Origin of the sequence: Streptomyces mobaraensis (genome assembly GCF_020099395.1) — a bacterium.
Lineage (GTDB): Bacteria > Actinomycetota > Actinomycetes > Streptomycetales > Streptomycetaceae > Streptomyces.
The window spans coordinates 3,018,591-3,036,502 of record NZ_CP083590.1 but is presented as its reverse complement, the minus strand read 5'-3'; the positions used below and the strand labels follow the sequence as shown (position 1 = coordinate 3,036,502).

The 17,912-nt window shown below is 74.5% G+C and carries 16 protein-coding genes; 6 read left to right on the top strand and 10 right to left on the bottom strand.

The window, feature by feature from the left end; translation table 11 throughout:
* Positions 1 to 22: 22 nt before the first annotated feature.
* From K7I03_RS12855 to K7I03_RS12840, 4 genes are all read right to left on the bottom strand, one after another.
* Positions 23 to 619 (bottom strand): DUF7691 family protein, encoded by a 597-nt coding sequence (locus tag K7I03_RS12855; RefSeq protein ID WP_185941429.1) that lies wholly within the window; start codon positions 617 to 619, stop codon positions 23 to 25.
* Between the two features lie 75 nt (positions 620 to 694).
* Complete coding sequence (locus K7I03_RS12850; RefSeq protein ID WP_185941428.1) at positions 695 to 2,323, bottom strand: transporter; 1,629 nt, start codon at positions 2,321 to 2,323, stop codon at positions 695 to 697.
* Complete coding sequence (locus K7I03_RS12845; protein ID WP_185941427.1) at positions 2,320 to 3,108, bottom strand: ABC transporter ATP-binding protein; 789 nt, start codon at positions 3,106 to 3,108, stop codon at positions 2,320 to 2,322. Before K7I03_RS12845 ends, K7I03_RS12850 begins: the two co-directional genes overlap by 4 nt.
* A gap of 170 nt (positions 3,109 to 3,278) precedes the next feature.
* Positions 3,279 to 3,953 carry a bifunctional DNA primase/polymerase gene (locus tag K7I03_RS12840; RefSeq protein WP_185941426.1) on the bottom strand — a complete coding sequence of 225 codons (675 nt, stop codon included), beginning with the start codon at positions 3,951 to 3,953 and terminating at the stop codon, positions 3,279 to 3,281.
* Positions 3,954 to 4,316: 363 nt separating this feature from the next.
* On the opposite strand from K7I03_RS12840, the gene K7I03_RS12835 reads away from it, so the two are divergent.
* From K7I03_RS12835 to purU, 4 genes are all read left to right on the top strand, one after another.
* Positions 4,317 to 5,705, top strand: coding sequence for a transcriptional regulator (locus K7I03_RS12835; RefSeq protein ID WP_185941425.1), 1,389 nt, complete (start codon positions 4,317 to 4,319; stop codon positions 5,703 to 5,705).
* Positions 5,706 to 6,139: 434 nt separating this feature from the next.
* Positions 6,140 to 7,666, top strand: coding sequence for a hypothetical protein (locus K7I03_RS12830; protein WP_185941424.1), 1,527 nt, complete (start codon positions 6,140 to 6,142; stop codon positions 7,664 to 7,666).
* A 103-nt stretch (positions 7,667 to 7,769) separates the two neighbouring features.
* Positions 7,770 to 8,213: an SCO4402 family protein gene (locus tag K7I03_RS12825; protein WP_040890138.1), complete on the top strand. Its 444-nt coding sequence runs from the start codon at positions 7,770 to 7,772 to the stop codon at positions 8,211 to 8,213.
* A 186-nt stretch (positions 8,214 to 8,399) separates the two neighbouring features.
* Complete coding sequence (gene purU / locus K7I03_RS12820) at positions 8,400 to 9,290, top strand: formyltetrahydrofolate deformylase (protein ID WP_185941423.1); 891 nt, start codon at positions 8,400 to 8,402, stop codon at positions 9,288 to 9,290.
* A 131-nt stretch (positions 9,291 to 9,421) separates the two neighbouring features.
* Here the strand turns inward: purU and K7I03_RS12815 are convergent, their stop codons facing one another.
* Positions 9,422 to 10,672 carry an anti-sigma factor family protein gene (locus K7I03_RS12815; RefSeq protein ID WP_317988264.1) on the bottom strand — a complete coding sequence of 417 codons (1,251 nt, stop codon included), beginning with the start codon at positions 10,670 to 10,672 and terminating at the stop codon, positions 9,422 to 9,424.
* Entirely contained in the window at positions 10,669 to 11,262 is a 594-nt protein-coding gene (locus K7I03_RS34055; RefSeq protein WP_313772139.1) for a sigma factor, read from the bottom strand. The genes K7I03_RS12815 and K7I03_RS34055 overlap by 4 nt, the downstream gene beginning before the upstream one ends.
* A gap of 531 nt (positions 11,263 to 11,793) precedes the next feature.
* Between K7I03_RS34055 and K7I03_RS12805 the strand changes: the two genes are divergently transcribed.
* Positions 11,794 to 12,165, top strand: coding sequence for an STAS domain-containing protein (locus K7I03_RS12805; protein WP_185941421.1), 372 nt, complete (start codon positions 11,794 to 11,796; stop codon positions 12,163 to 12,165).
* A 306-nt stretch (positions 12,166 to 12,471) separates the two neighbouring features.
* On the opposite strand, the gene K7I03_RS12800 is transcribed toward K7I03_RS12805, so the two are convergent.
* Both K7I03_RS12800 and K7I03_RS12795 read right to left on the bottom strand, forming a co-directional pair.
* A complete protein-coding gene (locus K7I03_RS12800; RefSeq protein WP_185941420.1) occupies positions 12,472 to 13,593 on the bottom strand; it encodes a sensor histidine kinase in 1,122 nt (373 codons plus the stop codon).
* Positions 13,590 to 14,258: a response regulator gene (locus tag K7I03_RS12795; RefSeq protein ID WP_185941419.1), complete on the bottom strand. Its 669-nt coding sequence runs from the start codon at positions 14,256 to 14,258 to the stop codon at positions 13,590 to 13,592. The genes K7I03_RS12800 and K7I03_RS12795 overlap by 4 nt, the downstream gene beginning before the upstream one ends.
* A gap of 199 nt (positions 14,259 to 14,457) precedes the next feature.
* Between K7I03_RS12795 and K7I03_RS12790 the strand changes: the two genes are divergently transcribed.
* A complete protein-coding gene (locus K7I03_RS12790; RefSeq protein WP_185941418.1) occupies positions 14,458 to 15,324 on the top strand; it encodes a DUF4344 domain-containing metallopeptidase in 867 nt (288 codons plus the stop codon).
* Positions 15,325 to 15,440: 116 nt separating this feature from the next.
* Here K7I03_RS12790 and K7I03_RS12785 read toward each other — a convergent pair whose 3' ends face one another.
* Complete coding sequence (locus K7I03_RS12785) at positions 15,441 to 16,616, bottom strand: tetratricopeptide repeat protein (RefSeq protein WP_185941417.1); 1,176 nt, start codon at positions 16,614 to 16,616, stop codon at positions 15,441 to 15,443.
* Between the two features lie 98 nt (positions 16,617 to 16,714).
* Positions 16,715 to 17,899 carry a winged helix DNA-binding domain-containing protein gene (locus K7I03_RS12780; RefSeq protein ID WP_185941416.1) on the bottom strand — a complete coding sequence of 395 codons (1,185 nt, stop codon included), beginning with the start codon at positions 17,897 to 17,899 and terminating at the stop codon, positions 16,715 to 16,717.
* Positions 17,900 to 17,912 lie beyond the last annotated feature (13 nt).

The following is a 17,912-nucleotide window of genomic DNA, read 5'->3' as shown; positions in this document are numbered from 1 at the left end:
ACTCCGGTGCCGATCACCCGTCTCACGACAGGAAGCCGACGACCCCGAACCCCGGCATCCGCCCCGCCGCCCGCATCCAGCCGACGCACTCCTCGATCACCTCCATCGTCATCGGGTCCACGGCCCGCCGCCGCTCGTCCGTGGTGGCCTCCCACTGCGCCAGGCCCTTGGCGCACTGCTCCGCCGTCCACTCGCCGTAGCCGGGCAGGTCGGTGAACGGCAGCGGGTCGGGGAGCGAGTAGGTGAGCTCGGACACGGAGACGGCGGTGATGCCCAGGCCCGCCAGCGCCTCGTCGAGGACGGGCAGCCACGAGGCGCGTATCGGGCAGAAGTTGTTGTTGGGCAGGCGGTACCCGGTGAGCTCGCAGAGCCTCTTGTACGCGTAGCCGTACTGGAAGGCGAACCCCTCGTCGAACGGACCGCCGTTGACCACCGCTTCCAGCGCCTGGTACGCGGTGGGGGCACCCCGGCGTATCTCACTGCCGAAGTAGTCGTCGTCGGCGGCCAGATCGGCGCCGAAGTTGTCGCGGACGGCGTGCAGCAGCCCCTCGTCGCGGCAGCCGATGAAGGCGCGCGCGGCGGCGAGGTCGAGCAGTGTGAGGGACATCGCGGAACTCATGGAACCACCGTAGACCCGGGCACTGACAACGCCCCGGGCCCACGGTGGCACCCCCCGTGAGCGGCCCTGTGGCCGCTACGCCTTGCTCGCCGCATCCAGGATCTCCGGCAGCCGCCGCGCCATCCGCGGCGCGGCGAACCGCAGCCCCGCCCAGGCGGCCAGCGGCCCGTAGACGACGCCCAGCGGCAGCACGGTCCACAGCAGCCCGTGGCCGTCCGTCAGGTGCAGGCCGATCGTCAGTCCGATCAGCGGCGCGCAGACGGCCAGGCCGACCAACGACCAGAGCGTGCCGAGCCAGGCGATGCCGGACTGGCCGGGGGCGATGTTCTTGAAGGCGTGGTCCTGCGGGACGGAGTACGGGTACTGCACCGAGGCGATGGCCCCCGTTCCCAGGAAGCCCCCCAGCGCCGCGAGGCTCAGGCCCAGCACCTCCGGGCACTGGTCCCACCTGCCCGTGATCACCGCCATCGCCAGGACGAGCACGAGGAGGTAGGGCACCGTGATCAGGGTCAGGGCGAGCGCGCGGCCGCGCAGTTCGGCGAGCGCGTCGCGCGGCGAGCCGATCGCCTGGAGGACCATCCAGAAGGCCGGTCCGTCCTGACCGAACTGGTTGTACATCAGACCGGTCAGCATGATGACCGCGACGGAGATGAAGTACAGATTGTGCGAGCCCTGCACGATGTTGATCAGAGGGATCGCGACGCCGATGCCCAGCGTCGACCCCCAGGTCGTCTTGATCTTCGGATCGCGCCAGGCGTAGCGCAGCTGCCGCTGGGCGGCCGTGCCCGTCCGCCCGGCGGGCAGCAGGCGGGCGAGGCCCGCGCCGGCCCCGCGCTCCTTCTCCGGCTTCGCCGTGGAGACGAGGGTGGAGGAGTCCGGCGAGGTCATGACCTTGGTGAGGGTGCGCTGCCACCAGAGCGTCAGGACGGCCAGCAGGGCGGCGGTCAGGGCGAGTTCCGCGGCGGCGAGCCCGTACTCGCCCTCGCCCGCGGCCCGTACGGCGTCCAGCGCCGAGCCCGGCGGGATCCAGCGCGTCACGTCGGCCACCGGCTCCAGCCGGGCCAGCCCGGCCTCGCTCAGCTTCTGCACCGCCAGGTTGACGAGCTGTGCCCCGACGCCGATGATCACGCCGCTGAGCAGCGCGAGATCCTTTCCCTTCCGGCTGGACAGCAGCCGGACGTTGGCGGTGGCGACGGCCCGTGTCAGGGCCACGCACACCAGCAGCGTCAGCAGTACCGCCGGCACCGCGACCGCGAACGCCGCGGCCCCGTGCGCCGTCGCGATCACCGAGCCGATCAGGATCAGCAGGGTGAACGCCGGGCCGATGCCGATCAGCGAACTGACCAGCAGCGCGGCGATCAGCGGCGCGGGCCGCAGCGGCAGCATCGCCAGCCGCGTCGGGTCCAGGGTCTCGTCGCCGCCGGGGAAGAACAGCGGCATCACCGCCCAGCCGAGCGCGAGCAGCACCGTCAGCGGCACGGTGAACGCCGCCACGTGCTCGGTGCCGCGCAGCGCCACCAGACCGAGCAGCTGCAGCGCGCCGAACAGGGCGACGAGGACGATGGACGCGATGAAGACGGCCTTGCGCTTGTTCGACTGCCGCAGACCGTTGCGCAGCAGTGTCAGCTTCAGGCGGGCGAAGAGCGGGGTCAGGGAGAGCAGAGGGGCGGCGGGGGCGGCGGGGGAGGGGGTCGCGGTGGTCATCGGACGCCGCCCAGCCAGTCGAGCTCCTGGCCGTCGCTCGTCCCGCGGGCGCCCACGAGGTCGAGGAACGCGGCCTGGAGCGTCGGCGCCTCCCCCCGGACCTCCTCCAGGGTGCCGTGCGCGCGGATGCGGCCCGCGGCGAGGACGGCGACCCAGGAGCAGAGGGACTCCACCAGCTCCATCACGTGACTGGAGAAGACGACCGTGGCGCCGGAGGCGGTGTAACGTTCCAGCACCCGGCGGATGGACTGCGCGGAGACCGGGTCGACACCCTCGAACGGCTCGTCCAGGAAGAGGACTTCGGGGTTGTGCAGCAGCGCCGCCGCCAGCCCGATCTTCTTGCGCATGCCGGTCGAGTAGTCGACGACGAGCTTGTGCTGCGCGCCCGCGAGGTCGAGCACGTCGAGGAGCTGGGTGGCCCGCTGGTCCACCTCGTCGCCGGGCAGCCCCCGCAGCCGCCCGGTGTAGGCGAGGAGTTCGCGCCCCGACAGCCGCTCGAACATCCGCAGCCCCTCGGGCAGCACGCCGATCACGGACTTGGCGGCGGCGGGATCCTCCCAGACGTCGCGTCCGGCGATCTCCACCCGTCCCGAGTCGGGCCGCAGCAGGCCGGTGACCATCGACAGCGTCGTGGTCTTGCCCGCCCCGTTCGGCCCGACGAGCCCGATGAACCGGCCGGCGGGTATCTCCAGATCGATCCCGGCCACGGCCACCTGTTCGCCGAACCGCTTCCAGAGTCCCTCGACGCGTACGGCCGCGGATGTCGCTTCCCGTCCCACTGCCATCCCTCGTTCCTGGTGGTGCTCGGGGGCGGCAGGCCCCGCCCCGTCCTCAGCCTAGGGTCGGCCGGGGACGGAAGCAGGTGACAAACGTCAGGGACTTCCAGACGGGGCGGGTCCTGGTCCGGAGCCCTTTCGGGAAGCCCGGTCCGGAGGCCTTCTGGAGGGCCGGCCCGCTACCGCCCCCGCGCCTCCGCGGACTGCCCCCCGCACGCGTACGCGAGCGCGCTGACCAGCTCCTCCGCGTCCGGCAGCCAGCGGTTGGCGGCGGTGGGCTGGCGCGCCCACTGCACGGCGCCGCGGTTGCCCACCCGGCTCGGCGGCGCCACCACGTAGTCGCCCTCGCCCCGCGCCACCAGGTCCAGCGAGGAGGGGCGCCAGCCCAGCTTGCGCGCCGCGTCCGCGACCTTGAGCGCCCCGCCCGGCAGGACGAAGAAGAGCATCCGGCGGAACGGGGTGCTGGTGATCGGCCCCAGCTCGATGCCCATCCGCTCCATGCGGGCCAGCGCCAGACAGCCCGCGGACTCGGAGACGTCCAGGGCGTCGAACGTCCGCCCCGTCGGCAGCAGGACCGCGGCGCCCGGGTGTTTCGCCCACATGCGGCGCGCGCCGACCGCGCTGCCGGTGGCCTGCGTGGCCCAGTCCGGCCGGGCCGGGTGGGCGCCGGGGGCGGGGCAGTCGAGGTCGCCGCAGGAGCAGCGTTCCCGGCCGTCCACGGCCTCCAGCCAGGTGCCGGCGAAAACGTCCCAGTGCCGCTCCTCCGCGTACCGCACCGCGGCGTCGAGGACGCGCTCGCCGCGTTGTTGGGGAATGCGCGGGGTCCCTACTCCGATCGTCTCTTCCACGTTCATCACAACTCCCCTTGTCACCAGGGGTTACGGGCCGTCCCGGGGGTGCATGGGGGCAGCGGGGATCAGCACACGGGGCGCACGGATGCATGTGCGGGGGCGCAGAGGCGGCTTCGCCCCGGGAGGGGGGTAGCCACTGGCGAGGCGGAAGCCGGCACAGCCGACGCATTCATCAACGCTCTGGCATCAATACGGGAAAGTCCGGCATTCTCAGGACATTGGGGGGAAAGATCGCAGAGGAAGGCGCTCTCAGCTGTCCCAGCTTCTCCGTATGTCGCGAGGTCCTTCGCGAGGAACTCCGTGAAGGACCCCGCGAAGAGCTCCGCGAAGTCCTTCGCGAACGCATAGCAGTCTCAGGGGGTACAGATGGCCGCACGGCCACTCGTCGCGCGGCAGCCGAACGAACGGCTGCAGGCGCTCATCCAGGAGGCCGGCTGCTCCAACGCCGGCCTGGCGCGCCGCGTCAACATGTGCGGCGCCGAACACGGCCTTGATCTCCGTTACGACAAGACGTCCGTCGCCCGCTGGCTGCGCGGCCAGCAGCCCCGCGGCCGCGCCCCGGCCGTCATCGCCGAGGCGCTCGGCCGCAAGCTGGGCCGGACGGTCACCATCGACGAGATCGGCATGGCCAACGGCAAGAACCTCGCCTCGGGCGTGGGCCTGCAGTTCTCCCCGACCGTCATGGGAGCGATCGAGCAGGTCTGCGAGCTGTGGCGGAGCGACGTCGGCCGGCGCGACTTCCTCAGCGGCACCTCGGTCGCCTCGTCCGCGCTGGTCGAACCCAGCCGCGACTGGCTGATCACCGGCGCCGACCCGCAGGTCGCGCGGAGCGCGGGCGCCCGGGTCGGGGTGTCGGACGTGGAAGCGGTCCGCGCCACCACGGAGGCGCTCGTCGAGCTCGACCACCGGTACGGGAGCGGGCACGTCCGCCCGGTCGTCGTCCACTACCTCAACAGCGTCGTCTCCGGGCTGCTCGCCGGCTCGTACCGGGAGGCGGTCGGACGCGAACTCTTCGCCGCCGTCGCACGGCTGACCGAACTCGCGGGCTACATGGCCGTCGACACCGGGCAGCCGGGGCTCGCCCAGCGCTACTACATCCAGGCCCTGCGGCTCGCGCAGGCCGCGGGCGACCGCGGCTACGGCGGCTACGTACTCGCCGCCAGCATGAGCCACCTCGCCGCGTCGCTCGGCAACCCACGGGAGATCGCCCAGCTCGCGAAGGCGGCACAGGAGGGCGCCCGGGGGCAGGTCACGCCACGGGTCGAGGCGATGTTCCACGCGGCGGAGGCGCGCGGGCACGCGCTCCTCGGCGACGCCCGGTCCTGCCAGACCGTCGCCGCCAAGGCCGTCACCAAACTCGAACAGGCCGACGGAGGCATCGACTCCGGCGATGACCCCTCGTGGATCCGGCACTTCGACCGCGCGTACCTCTCGGACGAACTGGCCCACTGCCACCGCGACCTGGGCCAGTCCGAACCGGCCCGCCGGCACGCGGAGGACGCCCTGGCCAACCACCCCGAGGGCCGCGTCCGCCGCCGCGCCATCGGCCTCCTCCTGCTCGCCACCGCACACGTGCAGCAACGCGAGGTGGAAGAGGCCTGCGCGACGGGCACCCGGGCCCTGGAACTCCTCGGCACCCTCCGGTCCAACCGCGGCGCGGAGTACCTGGAGGACTTCCAGCAACGCCTCCAGCCGTTCCGGGACGAGCCGGCGGTACGGGACTTCGGGGCGCGGATGGAGATGCAGGCGGCTTAGGGGGGGGAGGGGTGGGGCCCCGGTCCCACCCCTTCGCCACTTCCTGGGGATGCGCCCCAGACCCCCTTTGTCCTCAAACTCCCCCAGAGGGGGTACCCCCAACGGGCTGAATATCAGCCCGTCCGGCGTTTGAGGACAGCGCGCGCAGCGCGCTGCGGGGGTGCGGGGGTTGGCCCCCGCAAGAAGCGGAGAAAGGGCGGGGCCGGGGCATCCCCCCTCCCCTCCCCACTGCACACGTGGCCTGCCGCCAAGTCACCGGGTAGCGTGAGCCGCCGTTCCGTACCCGTACAGCATGAGGAGTCCCGGTGACGCAGAGCGGACAGGGAAACGAGCCGCAATTCCCTGCGACCCCGCCGGACGGGCGACGGACGCCGCTGCCACCCGAGATGCCTCCGCCCGGCGCCGGCACGGCGCCCCGAATACCCGGCGCGCCGGTGCCCCCGCAGGGACTGGGCCCGGCGGCGCGCGCCTTCGACCCAGTACCGCCCCTGCCGGGCCGCGCCCCGGCGCCCGAGTACCTGCCGCCCGTCGCGGGCGTGGGCGCGGGCGGTGCCGAGGGCGAGCCGGCCACGCAGTACTTCCCGCCGTTCCAGGAGCCGTCGGCCCCCGCGCCGCACGGCGACGGGGAGGCGACGCGCTACCTGCCTCCGGTCACTCCTGCCACCTCCTCCCCAGGAGCTGCTTCGGACTCCGCCGCCACGCAGTACCTCCCGCCGATCCCGGGCGGAACCCCGACCGCCGGTTCGCCCGCCGGGGAGGCCGCCACCCAGTACCTCCCGCCGGTGCCCGGCCCGTCTCCCGCCGGTTCGCCCGCCGGGGAAGCGGCCACCCAGTACCTTCCGCCGGTGCCGGGCGGCCCCGCCGGGGTCGGCCCCGACGCGGCGTCGGCTGCCACGCAGTTCCTGCCGCCCGTCCAGGGGGCCACGGGGCACACCGCCGCTCCCGGTGACCCGGCGGCCGCCACGCAGTACCTCCCGCCGGTCACTCCCGGAGCAGCCGGCACGGCCAGCACGCCAGGCACGGCAGGCACGGCAGCAGCCGGGGCACCCGCAGGCGCCCCCGCCCCGCCCACCGGCGACCGCAGCGCCCCGCCCGCCGAGTTCGACACCCTCTTCCGCCAGTCGGCCGCCTCCTTCCGTGAGGCGCCCGCACGGCCCGGCCCCGGTCCCACGGGCGCCGGCCCGGCGACACCGCCCGGCCCCGCCGGTCCGCGTATCCCCGGCCCCCCGCTGCCCGGGGCCGCCGCTCCGGCCGCCGGCTACGCGCCGCCACCGCCCGCCCCGGCGAAGCCGGCCCGCTCGGGCCGGGGCCGGAGCGTCGCCGTGATCGGCGGCGTCGTGGCCGGCTGCGCCGTCGCGGGCCTCGCCGCGGGCGCGTTCTTCTGGGGCGGAGGTGACGACAAGGACAAGGGGCAGGAGCCTCAGAAGGCCGCCTCCGTCACGACGGAACCGAGCGCCCCGGCCACCCCGGACGGCACCCCGAGCAAGAAGCCCAAGCCGAAAGACCCGGGAGAGGGCCAGGCCAAGGCGCTGGACGCGCTGCTCCAGGACAGCGGCAGCAGCCGGGGCACGGTCATCCAGGCCGTGGACGCCACCAGGAACTGCAAGGACCTCGGCAAGTCGGCCGGTGACCTCCGCGACGCCGCGAAGGACCGGAACGGCCTGGTCGACCGGCTGCGAAAGACCCCCGTGGACAAACTGCCCGGCCACGGCGACCTCACCGCGCAGCTCACCAAGGCGTGGCAGTCGTCCGCGTCCGCCGACGCCCACTACGCGGCCTGGGCCGATCAGGTCGGCGGCAAACACGGCTGCCACAAGGGTCACGCCCGTCCCAGCAAGGAGGCCCTCGCCGGCGACCGGGCCAGCGGTGAGGCGACGGCCGCCAAGAAGCGGGCGGCCGACCTGTGGAATCCGATCGCGAAGAAGTACGGGCTGCCGCAGCGGCAGTGGACGCAGCTCTGACGCCGTCCGGCACCCGTGGACGCGATGCCGGGGCGGGAACGTACGATCGATCGCTGTGCAAGGTTCGGAGAAGTCTTCCCGTCGCGGCCGCCGCTCGACCACCATGGACGGCATGCCGCTCAATGACATGCCATGGTGGCGCTGGCGGGCGAACGTCCGCTCGGCGCTGCACATGCTCTCGGACCCGGCCTTCCAGCAGGAATGCTGGCTGACCGGGCGTGAAGGGTACGGAGACGTGACCGACGCCGTCTACCGCCTGGTCGAGGACACCTGGCTGGACAACTGGTCGGCTGAGAAATACGTCGGAACGGTGTTCCGCGACTCGGGCGAGGCCGCCCTGGTGGACGTGGCGGTGCTGCGCGTGCTGCGGATCATGCACCAGGTCGGCGCCGACGCGCCGGTCTCGGCCTATCTGGAGCACCACGGCTGGCCCGAGGCCGTCCGGGCGGCCCGCGAGGCGCACGTCCGGCTGGCGGCGGGGGACGGGGACGACCCGGACGTACCGCCGCGCTCCCTGCCCGTCCTGGCCGTCCTGACGAAGGTCTGACCCGGGCGAGGACGGGCCGGCGGGGCCCGCGGGGCCGGACGGCGCCACGGGCCCCGACAGGACGGGGCCGTACGCGCCGGGGCTCCCCGCCCCGGCCCTCCGCCCGGCCGCGCTCCCGCCCCCGCCCCGGCCCCGCGGAACCGGGTGGTCCGGCGGAGCCCCGCGGATATGCGACGCTATTGGGCTATGAACGCCTCGCAGCCGGCGCCGCCCGCGCGGACCGCACAGCCCGACCAGTACGTCCTCACCCTCTCCTGCCCGGACAAGCAGGGCATCGTCCACGCGGTGTCCAGCTACCTCTTCATGACCGGTTGCAACATCGAGGACAGCCAGCAGTTCGGCGACCACGACACCGGGCTGTTCTTCATGCGGGTGCACTTCGGCGCCGAGGCCCCGGTGACGCTGGAGAAGCTGCGGGCCAGCTTCGCCGCCATCGGCGACGCGTTCCACATGGACTGGCAGATCCACCGCGCCGACGAGAAGATGCGCATCATCCTGATGGTGTCCAAGTTCGGGCACTGCCTCAACGACCTGCTCTTCCGCTCCCGGATCGGCGCCCTGCCGGTGGAGATCGCGGCGGTCGTCTCCAACCACACCGACTTCGCCGAGCTCGTCGGCTCCTACGGCATCCCCTTCCACCACATCCCGGTGACGAAGGACACCAAGCAGGAGGCCGAGGCGCGGCTGCTGGAGCTCGTCCGCGACGAGAAGGTCGAACTCGTCGTGCTGGCCCGCTATATGCAGGTGCTCTCCGACAGCCTCTGCAAGGAGCTGTCGGGCCGGATCATCAACATCCACCACTCCTTCCTGCCGAGCTTCAAGGGCGCGAAGCCGTACCACCAGGCGCACGCCCGCGGTGTGAAGCTGATCGGTGCCACCGCGCACTACGTCACCGCCGACCTCGACGAGGGCCCGATCATCGAGCAGGAGGTCGAGCGGGTCGGCCACGAGGTGACCCCCGAGCAGCTGGTCGCCATCGGCCGGGACGTGGAGTGCCAGGCCCTGGCCCGCGCGGTGAAGTGGCACAGCGAGCACCGCGTGCTGCTGAACGGCCGCCGCACGGTCGTCTTCGCGTAAGCGCAAGGCCGTCTCGCGGCCGCTCCGGGCCCGCCCGCGTTCGCGGGCCCGGCGGTCGTGCCCCCCCCTGTGCCCCCTTCCCTCGCTCCCGCCGCCTACAGCCGTGACGCCGCCTACAGCCGTGACGCCGCCTACAGCCGTGACAGCGAGGCCGTGGCGAAGAGGACGTCCCGGATGGCCTCCGGGTCCCCGTCCTGTCCGGCCGCGGCCTCCTGCGGCTCGACCCGCCCGGCGGCGAGCCGGCAGAACTCCAGCCCGTCGAGCGCCACATGGGCCACTTCCGTCCCCGGGGAGACGTGGGCGGTGGGGGAGTCCAGGGCGATGTACCAGTGGCCGCCGCCGCTGCCCTCCACCTCCAGGTGCAGCGCGCGTCCCGGCGCGCCGGCGGTGGTCAGCATGTGCGCCGGCGGGGCCAGCCCGGCCCGTCGGCGGCCGGCGATCGCGCCCGGCAGCATCCGGGCCGCCAGGTCGATCATGCGGTGCAGATGGGACGGCGCCGGCGGCTCGTACGGGTACGCGACCGCGTCGGCGACGTCCTCCGCGTGCACCCAGCACTCGAAGGCGCGGTCGAGGAAGGCGTCGCGCAGGGGGAGGCTGAACGGGCCGTACTCGACGCTCGTGGCGGCCGTGGCCTCGGCGTTCCCAGCGGTCTCGCCGCTCCCGGCGTTCCCGCCGTTCCCAGCGCTCCCGGCGCTCCCGGCGCTCCCGGCGGCGAAGGACGCGCTCCTTATCAGGGCGCGGCTCTGGTCGCGCCAGGCCGCGTGGGCGCTGCCCGAGGGCCGGCCCTCCTCGGCCGTCCACAGGGCCTCGGTGCGTCCGTCGGGCGACACCGGCACGCGGCCCGCGGGCGCCGTCGCCGCTCCGCCGCCGGACAGGACGGCCACCGCGGCGGCCGGCGCCGGCACCGGGTCGGGCAGGCCCAGCGAGCCGGCGACGAGGCCGTCCACCGCCGTGAGGTGGCTGATCACTGCGGCCACGCTGACCTCCCGTTCGGCGGGCCGGCGCCCGTCGAACCAGGCGAGCCGCACCGGCGCCCGCCAGTCCTGCTCGCCGATGTCCCGCAGCAGGGCGTCGAGGCGGGCCGTCTCCGCCTCGTAAGGCGCGGCCCAGCCGGGCACCGGGATGCGGGCCGGGCGGCGGCCGAGGCAGTGCGCGAGCACCCGGGAGCGCAGGGACGGATCGAGGTCGAGGCTGTCCTCGGGGTGGAGTAAGGCGACCGCGTCCCGCAGCCGGACGGCCTCCTCGGCGCAGGAGGCGCAGTCGGTCAGGTGCTCCTCGACGGCCGCGGTCTCGTCGGGGGAGCAGGCGGCCAGCGCCCAGGCGCCGAGCAGCGAGGTGAGCGCGGGGTGCGGCCGGGACGGCTGGAGCGGGTGTGCGGTCATCGTGGGTCTCCGCCGGCGGAGGGTGGCGGCGGGCCGGCCGCGCGGTGGCCCGGGTGGCGGGGGCCGTGGGCGGTGGAGAGCAACTGGAGCCCCAGGCGCAGCCGGCGGCGCGCCTCGTCCTCGGTGACGCCCAGGCCGGCGGCGGCCCGGCGGTAGTCGAGGCGGCGGGTGTAGGCGAGGTCGAGGGCCTCGCGCAGGGGCGCGGGCATGGAACCGACGATGTAGTCGGCGCGGGCGGCGACGGAGGCCGCGCGGACGCGTTCGTCGATCTCCTCGGGGGTGGCCGGGCCGCCGGGGCCGTCGCTCTCCGACCGGCGCAGCCGGGCGACGGCCTGCCGGTGGGTGAGGTCGGCGAGCCAGGAGCGCAGCGGGCCCTGCCGGGGGTCCCACTCGCCGGGGTGCTCCCAGACGTGGCCGAAGACGTCGCGCGTGACCCGGTCGGCGCCGGCCTCGTCGCCGAGGACGCGGTGGGCGAGGCCGTGCACCAGAGAGGCGAAACGGTCGTACAGCTCGCCGAGCGCGGCCGCTTCGCCGTGCGCGAGCCGCTGCTGCATCCTCCGGTCCCACCGTGGTGGTGCGTCCGTCGTCATCCGCCCCTCCTCCCGTGCGTCGTCACGACGCCTGCACTTCGCAATGTAACGGGAGGGTCCGACAACGGGCGCTCGTTCGGACGGAAATCCGGGTAACTCCGGGGAAGATCAGGGAAGCCCGGGCACGGGGCCGCCACGGGTGGTAGGGCTTGACGGAGCCGGGATGCCGGCCGGCCGCCGGCGCGGGGTGCCGGGGCGGTCCGGCTCGTCTTCGCAGGTGGCGCGTGGGACGGTGGCAGTCCGTCGGCCGACCGTCAAGCGATCGGTGTTTGACCGGACATGCTCGAATGTGCCGATGTGTTATGCGGGTGTGACCGGATCCGGGGGGAGGAAGGGTCCGGGCTGGGCATAGGGTCAGGGCGGTGGTTTATGCCAGACGGCAATTCGCGGCGGATCCGGCTGCCGGATCCCCGAGGGTCGTACGACCGTCGCGGAGGGCAGGGGACGGCGGCCACACCGCGGAAGGGCTCAGTCCGGAATTGCGCCGGGAAGCGCGAACAGCCGGCGGACCGAGTGGAAGGGCTCGAACGCGTGACGTTGAAGGTGTGGGAGCGCGAGCAGGGGAACTGGGCCGTGCTCCAGGTCAGCGGCGAGATGGATCTGGTGACCTCCCCGGCGGTCCGGCAGCGCGTGCACGACGCGGTGGCGGAGGGGCGGCGGAGTCTGGTGCTCGACCTCGGCGAGGTGCGGTTCTGCGACTCCAGCGGGGTCGGTGTGCTCATCGCCGCCCGGCGTCTGATGCGCTCCTGCCAAGGACGGCTGCGGCTGATCCTGCCCGCCCAGGGGGCGGTCGACGGATCGCACGTCAACAGGGTGCTCGCCGCGCTCGGCGTACGGCGCCTCTTCGAGGTCTACCCGGACCTGGCGAGCGCCACCGCCGAGACCGACCCCCTCTCGGCCTGAACCGGCCCGGCCGCGGAAACGGCCGGACGACCACCCCGCGCCGCACGGCGCCGGGGGCCGTCGACATGCCCGAAGGTGCGCACACCGGTACCGAAAGCGCGCACACCGGCACCGAACGCCGCACACTGACGCCGTCCGGCGCCCCACGGTCACCTTCCGCGCGGAAAAGCACACGGTCACCACCGTCCGGGAAGCACGCCGCCGGTCAGCACGCGGTCACCTCCGGCCGGGAAGCCCGCCGCCGTAAAGCACACGCTCACCCCCGCCCGTACAACACCCGGCCACCCCCGCGCGGAAGCCGCACGCTCATCCCCCGCGCGGAAAGCGCGCCCGCACCACGAACCCGTCGTCCTCCGTCGGCGCCGCCTCCAGCGTGCCGCCGAGACTCTGCGCGCGCTCCCGCAGCCCCACCAGGCCGTGGCCGCCGCCGGGCAGCCCGGGTGCCGGGACGGCCGAGTCGGCCGGCCCGTTGCGGACCTCGACGCGCAGCCCGCCGTCCGGCTCGTCCACCCGCACCCGTACCTTCGCCCCGGGCGCGTGTTTGCGCACGTTCGTCAGCGCCTCCTGCACGGTGCGGAAGGCGGCCCGTTCGACCGCCTCCGAGCGTTCGGCGGCGGGGTCGTACGCGGCCTCGTACGTGACGTCGAGCGCGCTCAGTTCGATCAGCCGCAGCAGGTCCGCGAGCTTCGGCTGCGGTGTCAGCTCCTCGGTGTCCGCGCCCGCCGCCCGCAGGATGCCGACCATGTGCCGCAGTTCGTCCAGCGTGCGCACCGACAGCTCGCGGATGGTCCGCGCCCCGGCGCGGGCCCGGGTGTCGGCCGTGCTGACCTGCACCGCGCCCGCCTGAAGACTGATCAGGCTCACCTGGTGGGCGACGACGTCGTGCATCTCGCGGGCGAGCCGGGCGCGTTCGGTCGCGAGGACCCGGTCGGCGAGGAGCCGGTCCTCGCGGGCCCGGCTGCGGGTCAGTTCGTCCAGTCGGGCGGCCAGTTCGCGGCGGGTCCGGGAGAGCAGCCCCAGCGCGATCGGCGCCGCCGCGATGACGACCGCGTTGATCGCGTCCAGCGCCAGCCCGCGCGGGTTGCCCACCGGCAGGTCGGAGACGGGGTAGGGGAGGAAGTGGACGACGGCGAAGAGCAGGCCGGTGACGCCCAGCAGCCGCCGGTCGGGCCGGCGCACGGCCGCCACCGTGTAGAGCGCGATCAGCGGCGCGAACCAGATGTAGCCGATGTAGAAGCCCGGCAGAACGGCGAGGAAGACCGTCACGGGGAAGCGCCGCCGCCACAGCAGCGCCACGGCGGCCGCCAGGGAGAGCAGCAGGGCGGCCCCCGGCGTCACGCCGTTGACCAGGAGGGCGTCGGCGACGGCCAGCGCCACGGGCGCGACGAGCGGCACCCAGGCCGGCCGGCTCCGCGCCCGGGGGTTCACCGGACGCCGTCCCCGGGCCGTGGGACGGGCACCAGCCCCGCGCGGTCGGCCACGACGGCCGCCTGCACCCGGTTGATCCCGCCGAGCTTGCCGAGGACCGCGCGGACGTGGTCCTTGACCGTGCTGGGCGCCAGGCCCATGCGCTCGGCGATCTGCGGGTTGGCCAGTCCGGCGCCGACGTGGGCCAGCACCTCGCGCTCGCGCGGGGTCAGGCTCCGTACCGCCTCGGCGGCCGAGGCCCCGGCGCCCGCCGCGAGGTAGCCGCCGATCACGGTCCTGGTCACCCCGGGGTCGAGCACGCTGCCCCCGGCCGCGAGCGTCCGCACGGCCCGGACGAGCTGGTCGGGGTCGGTGTCCTTGAGCAGGAACCCGGCCGCCCCGCCGCGCAGCGCGGCGGCCAGGTACTCGTCGGCGTCGAACGTGGTGAGCATGGCGACGGCGGGCGGCTCCGGCGCGGCCCGCAGGGCGCGCAGCACGGTCAGCCCGGAGACGTCCGGCATCCGCACGTCGAGGAGGACGACGTCGGGTCTGCGGGCGAGCACGGTGGCCACGGCGTCGCCGCCCCCGCAGTCCGCGACGACGTCGATGTCCCGGGCCGTGCCCAGGATCATCCGCAGCCCGGACCGGACCAGCTGTTCGTCGTCCACCACAGCGACACGGATCAACGCCCGCTCCCTCGTCCCTTTCACACCAGGAGCCCCGGAGGACTCCCGGCACCTTCCAGCCTGCCGTACCGGCGCGGAGAAAGCGGAATCCAATACTCCGCCGGTCGGCCGGGCCCGGCCAACCGCGGCCGGAGGGCCACGGCGGCCGGCGGACCGGGTGGATTTCCCTCCCGGTCTGCCGTCCGGCAGAGTGCTGCCCATGCTGCACCATGCCGGGTCCGGCCCTGGTACGCCGTCCCGCGCGCGGTACGTCCGTATTCTGCCCGCGGCGCTGGCCTGCGCCTTCATGGCCACGTTCTGCGCCTTGACGGCCACGGCCTGCGGCGGCGGAGGCGGCGGCGCGGGACCGGACGACGGCACGGCCCCCCGCCCCGGAAACGGAGTGACCGTCTCCTACCGGACGGCGGACGGCGGCGACACGGAGCACCTGGCCTTCCTGCGCCGCCGGCGGCTCGCCGAGCGGGTCGCGGACGACCTGAACGCCACCTTCCGGCTGCCCCGGCGGATCGCGATCGTCGGCCGCTCCTGCGCCGAGGACGACGTCCCCGAATACGACCCGGAGACCGGGCGGGTCGGCCTCTGCTACGGCTACGTCGGCGAGGTCCGCGCGATGTTCCGCGCGGCCCACGACCCGGACGTGCCCGGCCGCACCGCCGGAGTGCTCACCGAGACCCTGTACCACGAGGTGGCCCACGCCCTCATCGACCGGCTGGACCTGCGGTTCACCGGACGCGAGGAGGACGTCGCCGACCAGTTCGCCGCGTACCGCCTGCTCTCGGGCGGTGCCGAGGGCCGGGCCGCGCTACGGGCCGCCGCCGACAACTACGCCCAGTACGCCGCCGACGACCCCAAGGACGGCGACCCCAGCGACGAGCACGCCCCCGACGCCGTCCGCAGCGCCAATTACCTCTGCTACCTGCACGGTTCCGCGGGTGCCCACGACCGCGAGTCTGTGGACGGCAAACGGCTCACCCGCGAACGGGCCGAGCAGTGCGCGGACGAGTACCGCGCCCTGCGCCGCGGCTGGGAGGCGCTGCTGAAGCCGTACGCCGTACGGGGTAAGTGATCAGTCTGTCCGGCATTTGAGGACGAGCGGCGAAGCCGCGAAAAGGGGGTCTGGGGCGCAGCCCCAGGAAACGGCGAAGGGGTGGGGCCGGGGCATCCCCTCCGCCCCGCCCCCGCTCACCCGCACGGCCGCCGAGGGCGTACCGCCGGCGCCGGCCCCAGCGTCGTCGTACCGGGCGCGGCACGGTGGCCGAGCCCCGTCCGGTACGCGTTCAGCGCCGCCTCCGTGCGTCCGGTCCGCCGCAGCAGGTCCCCGAGCAGCCGGCACAGATCGGCCAGGTCACCGGCCGCCCCGGTGCGTTCCAGCAGCGACAGGGCCGCGCAATAGTGCTCCTCCGCCGAGTCGGTGTCGCCCCGGTCCTCCGCCATCAGGCCGAGCAGCCGGTGCGCCCCGCCCGCGTGCACGGCACCCCGCTCGGCTCCGAGCGCGTCCGGTGTCAGCAGCGGGGCCAGCAGACCGGCCGCCTCGTCGGCCTTGCCGCGCCGCCGCAGCACGTCCGCGAGCTCCACCTCCACCTGCACGGTGAACAGCGGCGCCCGCTTCGCGGCCAGCATCGCGCGCGCCGTGCGCAGTTCGCGTTCGGCGGCGCCCAGGTGCCCGTCCTGGGCGTGGACGTAGCCGTACGCCCAGTGGCAGTGCGCCAGTTCGGTGCGGATCCGCCGGCTCCGGCACAGCTCCCGGGCCCTGGCCACAGCGGTGCCGGCCTCGGCGAACCGCCCCTCGACGACGAGCGTCCTGGCCGCTCCCCGCAGCGCGCCCGCCACCAGCACCGGATCGTCCACCTGCGCCGTGAGCGCCAGCGCGAGCTCCGCGGCGCGCGCGGCCCGCGCGTACGCCCCGAGGTCGACGTACGGCGCGATGGCCGTGGTGTGCAGGGCGAGCAGGGCCCGCGGGTCCCCCGCGCCCGCGGTGCCGAGCTCGTCCAGCGCGGTCTCCAGCAGGTGGCAGCAGTACCGCAGTTCGCCCGCCAGCAGGTGCGCGGTGGCGCGCCCCCGGCGGGCCGGTGCCCGGCACGCCGGAGGCTCGTCCGCGAGCAGCAGCTCCGCCTCCGCGAAGTGGTCGCGCGCGTCGCTCAGTTCCCCGGACTCCAGGGCGCAGTCCCCGAGGCCGACGAGCGCCGCCGCCCGCTCGGGGACGAGACCGAGCCGGGCGGCCTCCTCCTGTAGTACGCGGTAGATTTCGGCGGCTTCCGCCGCCACTCCCCAGTGCAGGACGTCCCGGGCCTCGGCGAGGCGCGGAACGATGTCGTCCGGCTCGTGGGCCGGCATCCCCTTCGTGCTGTTCTCGGCCACTTCAACCCCCCGGTACATGACGCCGTCGTCCAGGTTGCGGGTTGCGTCCGCACAGGGTCATCCCTGCCCGGAACGGAGCCGTCGCACGGCGATCCGCCCTATTTCGCCAACTCCCGCTCCAGCGGCGCGCGGAACCGGGGCGTGACGCGTACGCCGCCGATCCACCCGGTCAGCCGTTCCGCCTCGGCCTCGACGGCGGTGACCGCCTCCCGGCCCACGTCGGCGAGCAGCCGCCACACCACCTCGCCGTCCGCGCGCTGCGCCCACGCGCCCACCACGCGGCCGTTCCACCAGACCGTGGGGCCCGCATTGCCTGCGCGGTCGAAGAGGGCGGGGACGTGTTCGGGCGACAGGTACCAGTCGCGGTGGCGCCAGCCCATGGTCGTCGGGTCCAGGCCGGGCAGCAGGGCGGCCCACGGCTCGGCCGGGGGCGCCTCCTCCTCCAGCTGACCGGGGAGCGCGCGGCCGGGCCCGCAGTCCAGCTCCACGTCCACCGCGCCCGCGTCGGCGAGGGCCTTCCGGGTGTCCCCGAGCGACCAGCCGGTCCACCACTTGAGGTCCGTCTCGGTCGCCGGGCCGAACGAGTCGAGCCAGCGGCGCGCCAGTTCGGCCTTGGCCTCCCGTACGGGCAGCTCGGGCAGCTGCTCCACGGCGGCCCAGGGGAACATGCTGCTCGTCCAGGAGCCGCGCGGCCGGGCGCGGCGGATGTGGCCGTCGGCGGCCAGCAGCCGCAGGACGCGGCTGCCGACGCTCTGGCGTGCGGCGTAGGGCTTGTCCGGGGACCTCAGGAGGGTTTCCCGCAGGGCGGGCACGTCCTTGTTGAGCTCGGCGGTCGTCGCCTCGCCGCGGGCCGCGAGGGCTTCCAGGGTGGCGCGTTCGGTGGCCGCGAGCCGGTCTTCGTCCCAGTGCGCCCCCTCCTCGATGTCCTCGCGGAGGTGCTTCAGCAACTGCACGCGCTCCCGGGCGGCGATGGCCCGTGCGGTCGACGAAGCGACGTAGGGGGCGAGTCCGGTGGTGACGGCGAAGAGGGTGCGCCGCATGGAGAGCAGCTTCACCAGCGTGACGTCGTCGTACAGCGCCCGGTCCACCTCGTCCGCCGCCGGCTCCGCCAGCCGGGCGCAGACGGACAGGTACACGGTCGCCGGGTCCGTCGCGTGCAGGGCCACGACGGCGTCGGCGACCTCTTCGGCCGAACCGGCCCGGTGCGCGGGCGCCAGGAGGTGGCGGCGTCCGATGCGGGCACGGCGCTGATCGTCGCTGAAGCGGGGGCGGAGGCTGCTCATGACCGCAGGGTAG

Bases quoted from the DNA above. Each gene is read 5' to 3' on its own strand.
- purU (WP_185941423.1), top strand. From the start codon at position 8,400: ATGAACGCCTCGCAGCCGGCGCCGCCCGCGCGGACCGCACAGCCCGAC.
- K7I03_RS12845 (WP_185941427.1), bottom strand. From the start codon at position 3,108: ATGGCAGTGGGACGGGAAGCGACATCCGCGGCCGTACGCGTCGAGGGA.
- K7I03_RS12835 (WP_185941425.1), top strand. From the start codon at position 4,317: ATGGCCGCACGGCCACTCGTCGCGCGGCAGCCGAACGAACGGCTGCAG.
- K7I03_RS12850 (WP_185941428.1), bottom strand. From the start codon at position 2,323: ATGACCACCGCGACCCCCTCCCCCGCCGCCCCCGCCGCCCCTCTGCTC.
- K7I03_RS12825 (WP_040890138.1), top strand. From the start codon at position 7,770: ATGGACGGCATGCCGCTCAATGACATGCCATGGTGGCGCTGGCGGGCG.
- K7I03_RS12790 (WP_185941418.1), top strand. From the start codon at position 14,458: ATGCTGCACCATGCCGGGTCCGGCCCTGGTACGCCGTCCCGCGCGCGG.
- K7I03_RS12780 (WP_185941416.1), bottom strand. From the start codon at position 17,899: ATGAGCAGCCTCCGCCCCCGCTTCAGCGACGATCAGCGCCGTGCCCGC.
- K7I03_RS12855 (WP_185941429.1), bottom strand. From the start codon at position 619: ATGAGTTCCGCGATGTCCCTCACACTGCTCGACCTCGCCGCCGCGCGC.
- K7I03_RS12840 (WP_185941426.1), bottom strand. From the start codon at position 3,953: ATGAACGTGGAAGAGACGATCGGAGTAGGGACCCCGCGCATTCCCCAA.
- K7I03_RS12815 (WP_317988264.1), bottom strand. From the start codon at position 10,672: ATGACCGCACACCCGCTCCAGCCGTCCCGGCCGCACCCCGCGCTCACC.
- K7I03_RS34055 (WP_313772139.1), bottom strand. From the start codon at position 11,262: ATGACGACGGACGCACCACCACGGTGGGACCGGAGGATGCAGCAGCGG.